The 15,652-nt window shown below is 62.9% G+C and carries 16 protein-coding genes; 14 read left to right on the forward strand and 2 right to left on the reverse strand.

The window, feature by feature from the left end; genetic code table 11:
- Window positions 1–349: 349 nt before the first annotated feature.
- Window positions 350–592 carry a hypothetical protein gene (locus IVA92_RS16640; protein WP_247275826.1) on the reverse strand — a complete coding sequence of 81 codons (243 nt, stop codon included), beginning with the start codon at window positions 590–592 and terminating at the stop codon, window positions 350–352.
- A 260-nt stretch (window positions 593–852) separates the two neighbouring features.
- On the opposite strand from IVA92_RS16640, the gene IVA92_RS16645 reads away from it, so the two are divergent.
- Together IVA92_RS16645 and IVA92_RS16650 are read left to right on the forward strand one after the other, a co-directional pair.
- On the forward strand, window positions 853–1,266 hold the full coding sequence (locus IVA92_RS16645) for a hypothetical protein (RefSeq protein WP_247275827.1): 414 nt from the start codon (window positions 853–855) through the stop codon (window positions 1,264–1,266).
- A 153-nt stretch (window positions 1,267–1,419) separates the two neighbouring features.
- A complete protein-coding gene (locus IVA92_RS16650) occupies window positions 1,420–1,863 on the forward strand; it encodes an SRPBCC family protein (RefSeq protein ID WP_247275828.1) in 444 nt (147 codons plus the stop codon).
- A 281-nt stretch (window positions 1,864–2,144) separates the two neighbouring features.
- On the opposite strand, the gene IVA92_RS16655 is transcribed toward IVA92_RS16650, so the two are convergent.
- Window positions 2,145–3,476: an Hsp70 family protein gene (locus IVA92_RS16655; protein WP_247275829.1), complete on the reverse strand. Its 1,332-nt coding sequence runs from the start codon at window positions 3,474–3,476 to the stop codon at window positions 2,145–2,147.
- A gap of 355 nt (window positions 3,477–3,831) precedes the next feature.
- Here IVA92_RS16655 and IVA92_RS16660 point away from each other — a divergent pair, with 355 nt between their 5' ends.
- The 12 genes from IVA92_RS16660 to IVA92_RS16715 all read left to right on the forward strand — a co-directional run bounded on the left by IVA92_RS16660 (window position 3,832) and on the right by IVA92_RS16715 (window position 15,632).
- Window positions 3,832–3,969, forward strand: a complete 138-nt coding sequence (locus IVA92_RS16660; RefSeq protein WP_247275830.1) for a hypothetical protein — start codon at window positions 3,832–3,834, stop codon at window positions 3,967–3,969.
- Between the two features lie 499 nt (window positions 3,970–4,468).
- A complete protein-coding gene (locus IVA92_RS16665) occupies window positions 4,469–5,434 on the forward strand; it encodes a tripartite tricarboxylate transporter substrate-binding protein (protein WP_247275888.1) in 966 nt (321 codons plus the stop codon).
- 81 nt (window positions 5,435–5,515) lie between these two features.
- Window positions 5,516–6,013 carry a tripartite tricarboxylate transporter TctB family protein gene (locus IVA92_RS16670; RefSeq protein WP_247275831.1) on the forward strand — a complete coding sequence of 166 codons (498 nt, stop codon included), beginning with the start codon at window positions 5,516–5,518 and terminating at the stop codon, window positions 6,011–6,013.
- 42 nt (window positions 6,014–6,055) lie between these two features.
- On the forward strand, window positions 6,056–7,555 hold the full coding sequence (locus IVA92_RS16675; protein ID WP_247275832.1) for a tripartite tricarboxylate transporter permease: 1,500 nt from the start codon (window positions 6,056–6,058) through the stop codon (window positions 7,553–7,555).
- Between the two features lie 395 nt (window positions 7,556–7,950).
- Window positions 7,951–9,240, forward strand: a complete 1,290-nt coding sequence (gene oxlT, locus IVA92_RS16680) for an oxalate/formate MFS antiporter (protein WP_247275833.1) — start codon at window positions 7,951–7,953, stop codon at window positions 9,238–9,240.
- Window positions 9,241–9,505: 265 nt separating this feature from the next.
- A complete protein-coding gene (gene oxlT, locus IVA92_RS16685) occupies window positions 9,506–10,828 on the forward strand; it encodes an oxalate/formate MFS antiporter (RefSeq protein ID WP_247275834.1) in 1,323 nt (440 codons plus the stop codon).
- 176 nt (window positions 10,829–11,004) lie between these two features.
- Window positions 11,005–11,430: a CBS domain-containing protein gene (locus IVA92_RS16690; RefSeq protein ID WP_247275835.1), complete on the forward strand. Its 426-nt coding sequence runs from the start codon at window positions 11,005–11,007 to the stop codon at window positions 11,428–11,430.
- 106 nt (window positions 11,431–11,536) lie between these two features.
- Complete coding sequence (locus IVA92_RS16695) at window positions 11,537–12,556, forward strand: 2-dehydropantoate 2-reductase (protein WP_247275836.1); 1,020 nt, start codon at window positions 11,537–11,539, stop codon at window positions 12,554–12,556.
- 11 nt (window positions 12,557–12,567) lie between these two features.
- Window positions 12,568–13,341 carry a fumarylacetoacetate hydrolase family protein gene (locus tag IVA92_RS16700; RefSeq protein ID WP_247275837.1) on the forward strand — a complete coding sequence of 258 codons (774 nt, stop codon included), beginning with the start codon at window positions 12,568–12,570 and terminating at the stop codon, window positions 13,339–13,341.
- Between the two features lie 218 nt (window positions 13,342–13,559).
- Entirely contained in the window at window positions 13,560–13,763 is a 204-nt protein-coding gene (locus tag IVA92_RS16705) for a hypothetical protein (RefSeq protein WP_124161485.1), read from the forward strand.
- 47 nt (window positions 13,764–13,810) lie between these two features.
- The gene (locus IVA92_RS16710; RefSeq protein ID WP_247275838.1) at window positions 13,811–14,461 is read left to right on the forward strand and encodes a hypothetical protein; all 651 of its coding nucleotides are present in this window, start codon (window positions 13,811–13,813) and stop codon (window positions 14,459–14,461) included.
- A gap of 175 nt (window positions 14,462–14,636) precedes the next feature.
- Window positions 14,637–15,632 (forward strand): nitronate monooxygenase family protein, encoded by a 996-nt coding sequence (locus IVA92_RS16715; protein ID WP_247275839.1) that lies wholly within the window; start codon window positions 14,637–14,639, stop codon window positions 15,630–15,632.
- Window positions 15,633–15,652: the final 20 nt, after the last annotated feature.

The raw sequence follows: 15,652 nt of genomic DNA on the forward strand, positions 1-15,652 counted from the left end.
TTGGGCCGTCAAAGCCCGAAAGTTTGCAATCCCCAAGACCTTCTCGCCCCGAAAACTGATTCTTGATCAACCGCTTGGAGGTTCTTCACGGACGACTAATCGGCATCGGCGCAATGGCTGCATTCATGTTTTGGGCGGGCCGCCGGTCCTTCGCAACGGCACGCGCAGCTTGAATTCTACGACGGGCGAAGTGAGTGGCGGTCGGCCCGTTGGCCTCGTGGACGCCGCACGCAGCCCATCGGGCTCCTCCCAGCGAGTCCTTCGAATTGCGGTTCGCGCTCCCTCGTAGACTATAGGGAGACCGCTGAAACCAAGAAGCCCTCGCTAGTTTGGAGGGCTTTCAACTCTATCACTTCCGCGCGCCGCTCTTCTTTGTGGACTGGCCACCTGGAGTGCTGGTGCCTGAACTGTCGGTCGTGCTGGAAGACGTGCCCGTCGTCATCCCACCCTTCGATTTAGCCGTTTTCTTGGTGGTATCGCTTGTTCCGGCCACTCCGGCCTGCGCGCCCTGCTGGCTCTGACTCGGTTGCGCCAGTGCTGCGGTTCCCATCATCGAGGCGATCATCGTACTCACTAAGAGCTTCTTTATCATTGATCTATCTCCCGTCCTGATCGCGAACAACAAGCCGGCGCGCTCCGCGTTCCTCCGGCGCGGCGGTTCTAGGCCCGAACCGATTCCTCATCGCGGATGGGGCCCATTTTGAGAGTTCATCTAACTCGCATCGCATCAATTTAAGTCAACTGGCTGCGTTGGTCGCAAAGAAGCGTTTTCTGTTCCTGAAGACCGTCTTGACCGGATTTAGCTGCCCTTAATGTCTGGCGCTTCAACCTGCCACAAACGGGAGCACGAGCATGCGTCTGTTGGTATTCGGTTTGATCGCCGTCGGCATCGCCGGTTTTGCTGCCTACGACCAGTACGACAAGAAGGCGAATTTTCAACGCGTCGATGCGCGCGTCAGCGCCGTGACCGATCAGTGCTACCTGGAGAAGGTCGAGCGCGGCATTCTCTCCAAGACGACGTCGACCTCCGATCTGCTTCGCTGTGACCAGGCCGAAATCCTGACGCGCGAACACCCGAAATGGCAGGGCTACGAAATCAAGCACAAGATCGAGGTCAAGTTCGCCTATGTGTCTCCGGTCGACGGGACCACGCATTTTTCGAGCCTGAGGATGTCCGGCTTCCCCAACGGTCAGCCTTTGAGCATGGGGGACGTCCTTCCGGTTCTGGCATCGAAGACCAAGGCGGACAAGACACGCCAAGCCTGATTGGCCGGGCCGGCGCGCGGACCATCGCAGGCACCGACGCCTAACAAAAATCTGCAAAGCCGTGTCGGATCGGCAGCCTCCCCGTCGTCCTCGTGACATGAATGGGCCATAGACGCCAAACTCGGGCCCATTAATTCACTGAGGATAACAATCATGCCCAGCACTGTCCGTCTGCACCGCGTCTTGGCCACCAGCCCGGAGAAAGTCTATCGCGCCTTCCTGGAGGCCGACGCGATGGCGAAATGGCTTCCGCCGAACGGCTTCACCTGTACCGTGCATCATTTCGAGCCCAAGGTCGGGGGCACGTTCAAGATGTCGTTCCGGAATTTCACGACGGGCAACAGCCATTCGTTTGGCGGCGAATATATCGAGCTCGTCCCGGGCGAACGCCTCCGCTACACCGACAGGTTCGACGATCCTAACCTGCCGGGTGAGATCCAGGTCACCGTGATCCTGAAGAAGGTCTCGGTCGGCACCGAAGTCGACATCACGCAGGCCGGCATCCCCGACGTCATCCCGCCGGAGGCCTGTTATCTCGGCTGGCAGGAATCGCTGCGCAACCTGGCACGGCTCGTCGAGCCCGAGATCAACCAATAGCCGGTCCGCGTTTGACGCAGCGGGGCGATCTGTTCGACCAAATCCGCAGATTTCCCCGCATCGTCATTGCGAGCCAACGGGTCCGCGCGAAAGCGCGGCCCGACGACAGGCTCCGCGAAGCAATCCAGAATCGTTCTGCCGAGGGACTCTGGATTGCTTCGCTGCGCTCGCAATGACGTAGAATGAACTCTCCGAGAGAACAACTCAGATCGAGTCTGCAGATATCTACGGAGCCCAATTGAGCTGCGGCTGCCTGCGAGGCAGATCCGATCGATTGCGAATTACGCGCCCGCCCTCGATTCAAGGCCGCCGCCGGCGGTCCATCTGTCGGGGTTGGGGCTGTGTCCGATCAGCGCGAGACCATACGCGATCGACTCGAACTGGTCGCCCGACATCAGCCGTTCGTTACCGAAACGCTCGGCGAACAGCTTTCGGACAGCCGGCACGAAGGACGTGCCGCCGGTCAAAAATACCTTCTCCACCTCGCGCCCGGTAATGCCTGCCTCGCCCAGCACCTTGTCGACGGTGGCCCCTAACCGGGCGATATCGTCGGCAATCCAAGATTCGAAATTTTTCCGTGTGATGGCCGCGCCGATGTCGACCCCGCCGCCTCCAAAACGGAAGTCCACCTCGTCCTGCGCCGACAGCGCCACCTTGGCGTCGGACACCGCGCGGTACAGCGAAAAGCCGAGGTCGAGATCGACGATGATGATGAAATCCTCGAGCAGAGCCGGCTTCAGCGCGGTGCGCGCAAGCTCGCGCAGCTCGCGCAAATCGCCGTTGCTCTTCATCATCGCGAGCTGGTGCCAGCGAGCGAGGTTGGTGTAGTGGCCGCTGGGGACCGGCAGCACCTTGTCGAACGAGCGGAAGCTGGAACCTTTGCCGAGCCGCGGCGAGACGACATGGTCGACAATGCGATAGTCGAACGTGTCGCCCGCAATGCCGATGCCGGCGTGTCCCAGCGGCTCGGCGCGAAGGCTGCCGCCTTTGCGCGAGAAACGCATCACGGAAAAGTCGCTGGTGCCGCCGCCGAAATCCGCAACCAGCACGGTGGCATCCCGCTCCAGCCGGCGGGCGAAGGAGAACGCCGCGCCCACGGGCTCATAGACGTAGCGCGCGTGGCCGGCACCTAAGCGCTCGAACGCGGCGCGATAGCGCTGCATCGCCAGCGCCTCGTCGGGATTGCCGCCGGCAAAGCGGACGGGGCGGCCGACCGTGATGTTTGCGGCCTCGAAGCCGAACCGGTCCCCGCCGTGGCGCGCCAGCGTCCGCAGGAACGCCGCCAAAATATCCTCGAACTTGTAACGCTGGCGGAACACCTGGGTGGTGTTGAAGCTGGAGCTCGCCGCAAACGTCTTGAACGACTGGAGGAAGCGATAGACGTGGCGCCCTTCGAGAAACTGCTCGATCGCCCATGGACCGCCCTCGGCCTGGGCGCCGGCTCCCGGCCGATCCTCCCAGAAGCACAGCGCCGATACGTAGACGCTGTGGCGCTGTCCGCCATGGTCGAAGCGGATGGCCTCGACCCGGCGGTCGTCCGCCGCGAGCGCGACGACCGTATTGCTGGTTCCAAAATCGATGCCGATCGAGACGGCGGGCGAGGCGCTCGACATGAACCACTCTGACGGATGATTGGATAAGGGGGCGGACCTCTAACGGCTTTGCATGGCCGTGCCAAGACCCACCGTTGCAGTGCGGCCGGAACTTGGCGTCCCATCGCTGCAAGATCACGCGCGATCCGGGATGATTTAGCCAGCTTTTCGCACCTTCGGCACTGGAACGACCCATCTGCTCCGCCGCACCAGCAATTTTATTTCCGAAACGGCTCCGTTAATTCAGCATTTATGTTGCAATGCGAAAGGTTGCGTACTGCTATGCAACCAAGACCATAGACAGTGGTATTTGGTATACATAGATTGCCCTCAAATGAGACAGCAAGGCTGACTGTTCTCAAGAAAGGGATTTCCGATGTCCAAGACTGCTTCCGTTGCTCTGGCTCCCTCCTCCTCGCTGTTCGCCCGCCTGATGGCCGCAATCGACAGCCTCCTGATGGCGAGCGCCAAGATTTCGAATCACAACGGCGACCTGCCCCGTTTCGGCCTGTAAGAAGGCCCTGCCCGCCTGCCGAACGGCGGGATGGCAGACTTCGCAGACCCTACGTTTGATCAAATGGCCTCGCATGTCGGGGCCATTTTTTCGTTTTGCGCGCGCCCTGGCTCGCGACCACAACTGCGACGATTGGTCCGCCGGTGGGACCCGCCGATCAGATTGTTTGTCTACTGGCATCTCGCATACCATCGCCCGAACGATTGAGTAATCAAAGGCCTAAGAGGGGAAACAGTCACCGCAGGGCGGGGCGGCCGAGGGGCACACCTGCCGCGAGCGTTGGCGGAGCCTTAGCCGAAAGGAGCGGATGCCGCGCGTTGTCCCTACTCATAGAGTTTCTACCGGACTGCCATGGGAGATCGACCGCAAGGGTGACCCCAGGCATCTGAATCGAGATGGGCTGACGCAAGCCGACAAAGATCGGCTGCGTTGAGGATTCGACAGGGAGAGAAACAAGATGAGGCCATTCGTTCTGAATGTCGCTTTGGCGGCAATCGCGATGTCGTGCGCCAACAGCACCGCAAGCCGTGCTGCCTGGGAGCCAGTCCGTCCGGTCGAATTCATCGTGCCCGCGGGCACCGGCGGCGGCGCCGATCAGATGGCACGCACCATCCAGGGCATCGTCACCAAGCACAGTCTGATGAAGCAGCCGCTCGTCGTCATCAACAAGGCCGGCGGCGCGGGTGGCGAGGGCTTCCTCGATGTGAAGACGTCGTCGGGCAATCCGCACAAGATCATCATCACGCTGTCGAACCTGTTCACGACGCCGCTGGCAACGGGGATTCCGTTCAACTGGAAGGATTTGACCCCGGTGGCGATGTTGGCGCTCGACGAATTCGTGCTGTGGGTGAATGCCGAGAAACCGTACAACACCGTCAAGGACTACGTCGACGCCGTGAAGAAAGCCCCGAGCGGCTCATTCAAGATGGGCGGCACCGGCTCCAAGCAGGAAGACCAGATCATCACCGTCGGCATCGAGAAGGCAATCGACGCAAAATTCACCTACATCCCCTACAAGGGCGGCGGCGAAGTCGCCGTTCAGCTCGTCGGCAATCACGTCGATTCGACGGTCAACAATCCGATCGAGGCGGTCGCGCAATGGCGCGGCGGCAAGCTCCGTCCGCTCTGCGTCTTCGACGCTCAGCCGATGGCCTATGACGAGCCGATCGCCGACGGCAAGGCCTGGAAGGATATTCCGACCTGCAAGTCGCAGGGCCTGGCGATGGAATATCTCATGCTGCGCGGCATCTTCATGTCGCCCAAGGCCACGAAGGATCAGATCGAATACTACGTCGAGCTGTTCAAGAAGGTCCGCGCCACGCCGGAATGGCAGGATTTCATGAAGAGCGGCGCCTTCAACACGACGTTCCTGACCGGAGCCGAATACGCGAAGTGGGTCGAGGCCGAGGAGAAGCGCCACGAAGGCTTGATGAAGGAAGCCGGCTTCCTCGCATCGGGGAACTGACCCGCGACATCGACGGCTGAGGACGCTGGGTCGTCCTCCATCTGCCGCGACCGCGCAAGACTGCGTCCGCCTGGAGGTCCCATGACTGAACGATCCGGATCCGAATCCGGCCCCGCACACAAGACGCTGGAAATCGGCATGGCGCTGTTGATCGGCGTCTTCGGGCTGGTCGTGATCTTCGGCAGCCTGAAGGCCGGCATCAACTGGGGCGCGGAGGGCCCGCGTGCCGGCTTCTTCCCCTTCTATGTCGGCGCCGCCATCGTCGGCGCAAGCGCCATCAATCTCTGGAGCGCGCAGCGCCACGACGACGGCCGGCTGTTTGCAGAATGGGGACAGCTTCGCCAGGTCATGAGCGTCGTCGTGCCCACGGCGATCTATGTCGGCTCGATGCCGTTCATCGGCCTCTACGTCGCCTCGATGATCTTCATCGCCTGGTTCATGCGCTGGCTCGGCGGTTATCGCTGGCTCACGACCATCGCGGTGGCGATCGGCATGCCGGTCGTGACCTATCTCGTTTTCGAGCGCTGGTTCCTGGTCCCGCTTCCCAAGGGCCCGCTCGAGGAATGGCTTGGTTTGTAAGAGCTGCGCCGTCACGCAATCATTGCTGCAGGACGTATCGATATGGAAGAGTTGGCCAACCTGTTTCACGGCTTCGCGGTCGCCCTGCAGCCCTACAATATGATGCTGATGATCATCGGCATCACGCTCGGAGTCATCATCGGCGTGCTGCCGGGGCTCGGCGGCGCCAATGGCGTTGCGATCCTCCTTCCCCTGACCTTCAGCATGCCGCCGACGTCGGCGATCATCATGCTGTCCTGTATCTATTGGGGCGCATTGTTCGGCGGCGCCATCACCTCGATCCTGTTCAACATACCCGGCGAGCCCTGGTCGGTGGCGACCACCTTCGACGGTTATCCGATGGCGCAACAGGGCAAACCCGGTGAGGCCCTGACCGCCGCCTTCACCTCCTCCTTCGTGGGCGCGCTGTTTGCGGTCATCATGATCACGCTGGTCGCGCCCCTCGTCGCGGGCTTCGCGCTGCGATTCGGTCCGGCGGAGAAGTTCGCGGTGTACTTCCTCGCCTTCTGCAGCTTCGTTGGCCTCAGCAAGGAGCCGCCGTTCAAGACCATCGCGGCGATGATGATGGGCTTTGCGCTCGCGGCGGTCGGCCTCGATTCGATCACGGGCCAGTTGCGGCTGACCTTCGGCGTCACCGAACTGCTCAACGGATTCGACTTCCTGATCGCCGTGATCGGCCTGTTCGGTATCGGCGAGATCCTGCTGACCATGGAGGAAGGACTGGCTTTCCGAGGCGGCAACGCCACCATCAATCTTCGGGTCGTGCTTCAGACCTGGCGGGAATTACCCGCCTATTGGATGACCTCGCTGCGCTCCTGCCTGATCGGGTGCTGGATGGGCGTCACGCCCGCCGGCGCAACGCCGGCCTCCTTCATGAGCTACGGCATCGCCAAGCGCCTGGCGCGACGCGGCAACAATTTCGGCAAGGGCGAGATCGAGGGCGTGATCGCGCCCGAGACGGCCGCCCATGCCGCGGGCACCTCGGCGCTGCTGCCGATGCTCTCGCTCGGCGTGCCGGGCTCCCCGACCGCCGCCGTCCTGCTCGGCGGATTGTTGATCTGGGGCCTGCAGCCCGGCCCCATGCTGTTCGTCGAGCAGAAGGAATTCGTCTGGGGCCTGATCGCCTCGATGTATCTCGGCAATCTCGCCGGCCTCATCGTCGTGCTCACCTGCGTGCCGATCTTCGCCGCGATCCTCCGCGTGCCCTTCGGCATCATCGCGCCGCTCATCCTGGTGCTCTGCGCGATCGGCGCCTATTCGGTGCACAACAGCACCTTCGACGTGATGCTGATGCTGGTGTTCGGCGTGCTGGGCTACCTCCTGAAGAAGTGCAACTACCCGCTCGCACCGCTGGTGCTCGCCATCGTGCTCGGCGACAAGGCAGAGGAAGCCTTCCGCCAATCGCTGTTGGGATCGCAAGGATCGCTCGGCGTGTTCTTCTCCAACGGCCTCGTCAGCACCATCATGGCGCTCGGTCTGGTCGCCCTGTTCTGGTCCGCGATCCAGGAAGGCTACAGCCGGCTGCGGACGTCGATGGTGTGACGCGCGATCTCCGCGCGCGGCCGTGCGAAGCCCTCCAGACCTTCTGGGATAAGCAATTCCACCATTTGCAGTCACCGACCCACCGGACGGCGCTGTGTGCGAACAGCGCACAAGTGGTCGTGTGCCGAGGGCACGGGCTTTTTCACAGCGTGCTTGCGGCTCGCCGCGTTGCAGAAATCGGCCGTTGAATCAATGGTTTGAATGGCACAACCGCTAGGCCCCCCGGCACGCCGGCAGCAATTCAGCCTTTACAATCCCGCAGCCAAGGCGCATGTGAGCAAGCCCGCGATATTTCGCCGCACCCTCAGTCCCTAGCTTGAATCTTGGCATAATGAATACCAGGATGCGAGCCAGCGCATGCATAAAAAATGATCGGCGCGTTCGGGAGGGTTTTAATGACGGACATGGTGCAGTCAGCAGCGGCCCCTAGTGTCACACGTGTAAGCGATGCTTTTCGCTGGGCGCAATTGGCCATCGGCGTAGGCGCGATGGTGATGATCGCCAACTATCAATACGGCTGGACGTTCTTCGTCCCCGACATCCAGAAGACGTTCGGCTGGGATCGCGCCTCGATCCAATGGGCGTTCACCCTCTTCGTTTTGTTCGAGACCTGGCTCGTGCCGGTCGAGGGATGGTTCGTCGACAAATACGGTCCGCGCATCGTCGTGCTGGTCGGCGGCGTGCTCTGTGCCATCGGCTGGGCAATCAACGCGCAGGCCACCACGCTCAACGGCTACTATCTCGGCATGATCATCGCGGGCATCGGCGCCGGCGGCGTCTACGGCACCTGCGTCGGCAACGCGCTGAAGTGGTTTCCGGACAAGCGTGGTCTTGCTGCGGGTATCACGGCCGCAGGCTTCGGTGCAGGCTCTGCGCTGACCGTCGCGCCGATCCAGGCCATGATCAAGGACAGTGGATTTCAGACCACCTTCCTCTATTTCGGCCTCGGGCAAGGCATCATCATCTGCATCCTCGCCTTCTTCCTGCTGGCGCCGAAAGCGGGCCAGGTGCCGAACGTGGTGGCGAACGCCAATCTGCTCCAGACCCGCCGCAACTATCAACCGACCGAGGTGCTGCGTCAGCCGCTGTTCTGGCTGATGTACTTCATGTTCGTGATCGTCGGCGCTGGCGGGTTGATGGTGACGGCGAACCTGAAGCCGATCGCAGCCGACTGGAAGGTCGACAACGTGCCGGTCACGCTGATGGCGGTGACGATGACGGCGGTGACGTTCGCGGCGACGATCGACCGCGTGCTCAACGGCCTGACGCGTCCGTTCTTCGGCTGGATCTCCGACATGATCGGCCGCGAGAACACGATGTTCATCGCCTTCGGCATGGAAGGGTTCGGCATCTGGATGCTCTACCTCTGGGGCCACGATCCGATCTGGTTCGTGCTGCTCTCGGGCTTCGTGTTCTTCGCCTGGGGTGAGATCTACTCGCTGTTCCCCTCGACCTGCACCGACACGTTCGGCGCCAAGTTCGCGACCACCAATGCCGGCCTGCTCTACACCGCGAAGGGCACCGCCGCGCTGCTGGTGCCGATCGCCAACTACATGCAGCAATCGTCGGGCACCTGGGACAGCGTGTTCATCATTGCGGCCGGCGCCAACATCCTGGCTTCATTGCTGGCAATCGCGGTGCTGAAACCCTGGCGCAAGGTCGTGGTCGCGAAATCGACCGTCTGACCCGCTCCGCTACAATTCACTCAGCAGGACGCCCGGCCTCACGGCCGGGCGTTTTCGTTTGGTGCGAAGGCCCCCGCGATGCCCCCCAGAAATCACGATGGAACCTCGCGCATTCTTCAATGTGGCGCCAAGTTAGGGCTTGCAATCTGGAATATCGTATACCAATGTTCGGCCCGCGCCTGCGACGATAAGCCACAATATTTGCGACATCAGGTCATCTTGCGATCCTGCGTCGCAGCCAATCAGGCGCCTTGGGAGGTTCTTGATGATTTCCAGCCCGGATGGCGCCGTCACGGCCGCGCCACTTCGCACCGGTTTCCGTTGGCTCCAGCTCGTGATGGGCATCGTCTGCATGGCGATGATCGCCAATCTGCAATACGGCTGGACGTTGTTCGTCGATCCGATCGATGCGGCCCACCATTGGGGGCGCGCCGCGATCCAGCTCGCGTTCACCATCTTCGTCGTCACCGAGACCTGGCTGGTGCCAGTCGAAGCCTGGTTCGTCGACAAATACGGTCCACGCATTGTCGTCATGTTCGGCGGCGCGATGATCGCGCTCTCGTGGATCCTCAACTCCTACGCCGATAGCCTTACCCTGCTCTATGCCGCCGCGATCATCGGCGGCATGGGCGCGGGCGCGGTGTACGGCACCTGTGTCGGCAACGCACTGAAATGGTTTCCCGACCGCCGCGGGCTCGCAGCCGGCGCGACCGCCGCCGGCTTCGGCGCCGGCGCCGCGCTTACCGTCGTGCCAATCGCGAGCATGATCGTCTCGAGCGGTTATCAGCACGCCTTCCTCACCTTCGGCATCGGCCAGGGTCTGATCGTGTTCGTGCTCGCCTTCTTCATCCAACCGCCGCGGATCTCGATTCCGCCAAAGAAGAAGCAGCTCAATCTGCCGCAGACCAAGATCGACTTCACCCCGCCGCAGGTGCTGCGGACCCCTGTTTTCTGGGTGATGTATCTCGTCTTCGTGATGGTCGCCTCCGGCGGCCTGATGACCGCGGCGCAGATCGCCCCGATCGCGCACGACTTCAAGATCGCCGACACGCCGGTCACGCTCGCCGGCTTCCAGATGGCGGCCTTGACTTTCGCGATTTCGCTCGACCGCATCTTCGACGGTTTCGGACGTCCCTTCTTCGGCTGGGTCTCCGATACGATCGGCCGTGAGCCCACCATGTTCATCGCCTTCGGCACCGCTGCTTTGATGCTGCTGGCGCTGTCGGCCTATGGCCATGTGCCCGTCGTGTTCGTGCTCGCCACCGCGGTCTATTTCGGCGTGTTCGGCGAGATCTACTCGCTGTTCCCTGCGACCTGCGGCGACACCTTCGGCGCGAAATTCGCGACCACCAACAACGGCATGCTGTACACCGCCAAGGGCACGGCATCCCTGCTCGTCCCGCTCGCGAGCGTGATCTCGACTGCCTATGGCTGGAAGGCCGTGTTCGTGGTGGCAGTGGCGCTGAATGCGACGGCGGCGCTGATGGCGCTGTTCGTGATCAAGCCGCTGCGTCGCTCCTTCATCCTCGGCAAGGAAGCCGAGAGCATTGAGGCCGCGACCGGCAATGCCAAGACCGAGACGGCATAAGCCACCATACGGCTTAGAGGCTGGAAAAGGGCGCAGCGATGCGCCCCTTTCTTTTTGGCGCCCTACAAACGTCAGCACTACTGCCGCAAGATTTTTCGGATCAGCCAAATCCAGCGCTTGACGATTGGCATTATGTATACCACACTTCACCTGGTCATTCACCCAGGGAGGTTGCAATGCTGGTCGGAGACATTCTGCGCAAGAAGACGCCGCGCGTTGTCACGGTGCGAATGAACGAAACGGTGGGTATCGCCGCCAAGCTGATGCGCGCCAACAATATCAGCGCACTGGTTGTGAAGGACGTGGTCCGCTCGGAAGGCAATACTGCGGTCGGCATGTTCACTGAGCGCGACGTGGTGCGCGCAGTCGCCGATCACGGCGCCAATGCTATCAACGTCAAGGTCTCGCAGCTGGTCTCGGTGCAGCAGCTCGTGTCCTGCACCTCCTCGGACACGATCGAGCACGTCCGCCATTTGATGAACCGGAATCACATCCGCCATCTGCCCGTCATCGACGACTACAGCCTCGTCTCGGTCATCAGCATGCGCGACATCGCCGCTGCCGTGGACGAGGCCACCAACTCTACGCCGCAAGCAGCCTAGAGCCCTCCACACACCCCCTGCGACTGCCGGCCCCGGCTCGGACCCTTCCGAGCCGGACCGGATCTTTCGTGCCAAATTCCGGCTTTCTGCTCCTCGCGAGGACTTCATGAAAATCTGCATCTACGGCGCCGGCGCGATCGGCGGTTATCTCGGGGTTCAGCTCGCGCGCGCGGGCGCCGACGTCAGCCTGGTCGCACGCGGCGCACACCTTGCCGCGATGCGCGAGCGCGGCCTGACGCTGCTCGCGGGCGAGGAGCAGCACACCGTGCATCCGCGCTGCACCGACGATCCCGCCGAGCTCGGCGTGCAGGACTACATCATCATCACGCTGAAGGCGCATTCGATCACCGGTGTGATCGAAAAGATGCAGCCGCTGCTCGGGCCTCACACCCGCATCGTCACCGCCGTCAACGGCATCCCTTACTGGTATTTCTACAAGCACGGCGGCCAATACGAGAACTCGACGCTAGAGAGCATCGATCCCGGCGGCCGGCAGTGGCGCGAGATCGGCGCCGAGCGCGCCATCGGCTGCATCGTCTATCCCGCCACCGAGATCGAGGCGCCCGGCGTGATCCGCCACATCTACGGCAACAATTTCCCGCTCGGCGAGCCCTCCGGCGAGATCACGCCGGACGTGCAGCGCCTCTCCGATCTCTTCGTCGCGGCCGGGCTGAAGGCGCCGGTGCTCGACCGCATCCGCGACGAGATCTGGCTCAAACTGTGGGGCAATGTCTGCTTCAATCCGATCAGCGCCCTGACCCATGCAACGCTCGACGTGATCTGCACCGATCCGGCGACGCGTGCATTGTCGCGCGCGATCATGGTGGAGACGCAAGCCATCGCCGAGACGTTCGGCGTCACGTTCCGCGTCGACGTCGAGCGCCGCATCGAGGGCGCCCGCAAGGTCGGCGCGCACAAGACCTCGATGCTCCAGGATCTGGAGCGCGGCCGCCCGATGGAGATCGACCCGCTCGTCACCGTGGTGCAGGAGATGGGCCGCCTCACCGGGGTTGCCACGCCCGTGCTCGATTCGGTGCTGGCGATGGTGACCCAGCGCGCGCGCATCGCCGGCCTCTATGACGGCGTCTCGGCACCATCAGATCCGCGCGCACTGGCGGTGGCGTGATGGTGGGCGAGATGAAACGCTGGCTGCGCTTCCGCCATGGCGGCACGACCGGCTTCGGCACGCTGACGCCATCAGGCATCAGCGTGCATGAGGGCGAGATGTTCGGCCGCAACGCCAGCACCGGCAAGATGCTGGCGCTGTCGGATGTGGAGCTGCTCGCGCCCTGCGCGCCCAGCAAGATCGTCGCGCTCTGGAATAATTTCCATGCGCTCGCGGCCAAGCTCAACCAGCCCGAGCCGCCGGAGCCGCTGTATCTCCTGAAAGCCACCACCAGCATCACGACGCCTGGCGCCGTGATCCGCCGCCCGTCTTACTACGACGGCAAGACCACCTATGAGGGCGAGCTCGGCATCGTGATCGGCAGGATATGCGCCCGCGTCTCCCCTGGCGAAGCGGACAGCTTCATCTTCGGCTACACCTGCGTCAACGACATCACCGCCAACGACATCCTGACCAGCGATTCCACTTTCCCGCAATGGGCTCGCGCCAAGGGCATCGACGATTACGGCCCGTTCGGGCCCGTCATCGCCACCGGCCTTGATCCGGCCAAGCTCACGGTCCGCACTATCCTCAACGGCGCGGAGCGGCAGAACTATCCGATCTCCGACATGATCTTCAGCGCTCAGCAACTGGTGAGCAGGATCTCCCACGACATGACCCTGCTGCCCGGCGACCTCATTGCCGTCGGCACTTCGGTCGGCGTCGGCGTGATGAAGGAGCCGGTGAACACCGTGACTGTCGCGATCGACGGCATCGGCGAGCTAACGAACGAGTTTCGGCTGTAGCTGCCGGCGCGGCGCCGCAGCCCGGATGAGCGCAGCGACAGCCCAATCCTCGGCCGTCACACACCCCGAAAACATCCGTACACATCACATCTGCGTACGCCCGACATATGCCGTCAACATGTCCCGCGCGTGCCGCAACTTGGACGCATTCGGCCGCCCTTCTGTGAGGCGTGTCTGGGGGCACGGCGCCGCCGTGTTTGGACTAACCTTCTAGGGGTATGACTGTGAAGAAGATTGTATTTGCTCTCGGTGCCACGCTTGCTCTGGTCACGGCTGCGAACGCTGCGGATCTGCCGCGCCGCCAGCCCGTGCCGGCCTATCCGGCTGAGCAGGCTCCGATCGGCAAGATGCCGATCGGCAAGAGCCCGGTTGGAAAGGCCCCGATCGGCAAGGCGCCCGGCCCGGTCGCAGCGCGCTACTGACACGCAACACGAAGCTGCGTAAGCGGGCGAGAGTCGAGGGGCACAGCGTGACGTACAAATCTGGTCGATCGGGATCCTGCATCCTCGCGGGCTTCGCGCTCGCGGCCATGATCGCATGCACGATGCCCTCGGCCTCGGCCCATGAAGCGAACAAGCGCGTTGCCGATGCGAACGCGCTTGCTACGACCGACACCACATCGCGACCGGCCCCGCAAGCGACGCGGCGTCCCGTCGCGCGTGCGGAGAAAGGTCCGTACTACGTCGACTTCCGGGCGAGAACCGCCGCGAGCTGGGGCCACGCCTTCGTCTGGTACGGCAAGACCAGCGAACGCGCGGTCGAGGTCGCGGGCCTCACACCCGCCGGCGACACGCTTGCTTACGTGCTCGGCCACATCACCTTTGTGCCCTCCGAGACCGGCGCCAGCTACGGCGATCTCGATCCGGAATATCTGACCGCGAGCTATCGCGTGTACCTGAACGAGGCTGACGCCAAGCGCGTATTCGCCTACATCAAGAAATTGCAGGCGAGTTCGCCCGTGTGGAACGCCGAGACCACTAACTGCACCGGCTTCATCGGCGACATCGCCGAGTTCATGGGATTGCAAGTCCCCAACCGCTGGCAGCGCCCGGAAAACTTCGTCAACCGCCTCAAAGAAATGAACGGCGGCCGCCAGATGGTGCGGCTGTCGGCGGACTAGCTCTTCGCCCCGTCCGGCAGCGGCGACCCAATTATCCGCCCTACGGAATCCCCTCACCTGTCGCATGATCGCCCCGCCTGCACCGCACGGCGCGACAATAGACATTTCCCGGTCCGGGCGGCATCCTCCCCTCCATCAAGCGAGACCAGAGCGCCACACCGACGGGGGAAACATCATGTTGCAGACACGGTTCACTAAGCTCGTCGGCGTCGAGCACCCGATCGTCCAGGGCGGCATGCAATGGGTCGGGCGCGCCGAGCTCGTTGCCGCGGTCGCCAACGCCGGCGCGCTCGGCTTCATCACGGCGCTGACCCAACCAACGCCGGAAGACTTGACCAAGGAGATCGCGCGTTGCCGCGACCTCACCGACAAGCCCTTTGGCGTCAACCTCACCATCCTGCCCGCGATCAAGCCGCCGCCTTATGCCGAATACCGTGCCGCCATCATCGACAGCGGCATCAAGGTGGTCGAGACCGCCGGCAACAAGCCGCAGGAGCATGTCGACGAATTCAAGAAGCACGGCGTCAAGGTCGTGCACAAATGCACCAGCGTCCGTCACGCGCTCTCGGCCGAACGCATGGGCGTCGATGCCGTCTCGATCGACGGCTTCGAATGCGCCGGCCACCCGGGCGAGGACGACACTCCCGGCCTGATCCTGATTCCGGCCGCCGCGAACAAGATCAAGATTCCGATGATCGCCTCCGGCGGCTTTGCCGATGCGCGCGGCCTCGTTGCCGCGCTGGCGTTAGGCGCCGACGGCATCAACATGGGCACCCGCTTCATGGCCACCAAGGAGAGCCCGATCCACCAGCTCATCAAGGAGAAGATCGTCGCCAATGACGAGCGCGAGACCGAGCTGATCTTCCGCACCATGCGCAACACCTCGCGCGTGGCCAAGAACGCGATCTCGACCAAGGTCGTCGCCATGGAAAAGGAAGGTGCCAAGTTCGAGGACATCCGCGAACTCGTCGCCGGTGCCCGCGGCAAGATGGTCTACGCGACGGGTAATTCCGACGAGGGCATCTGGTCGGCCGGCCAGGTGCAGGGCCTGATCCATGACATCCCGAGCTGCGCCGAGCTGGTCTCCCGCATCGTGCGGGAGGCGGAAGCCATCATCCGCAGCCGGCTGGGGGGCATGATCGTTCAGCGGCAACACGAAGCGGCGGAATAATCACTGTAAGAAGCGAGTGT

The sequence above is a fragment of the Bradyrhizobium sp. 154 genome (assembly GCF_023073875.1).
Taxonomy (GTDB): Bacteria; Pseudomonadota; Alphaproteobacteria; order Rhizobiales; family Xanthobacteraceae; genus Bradyrhizobium.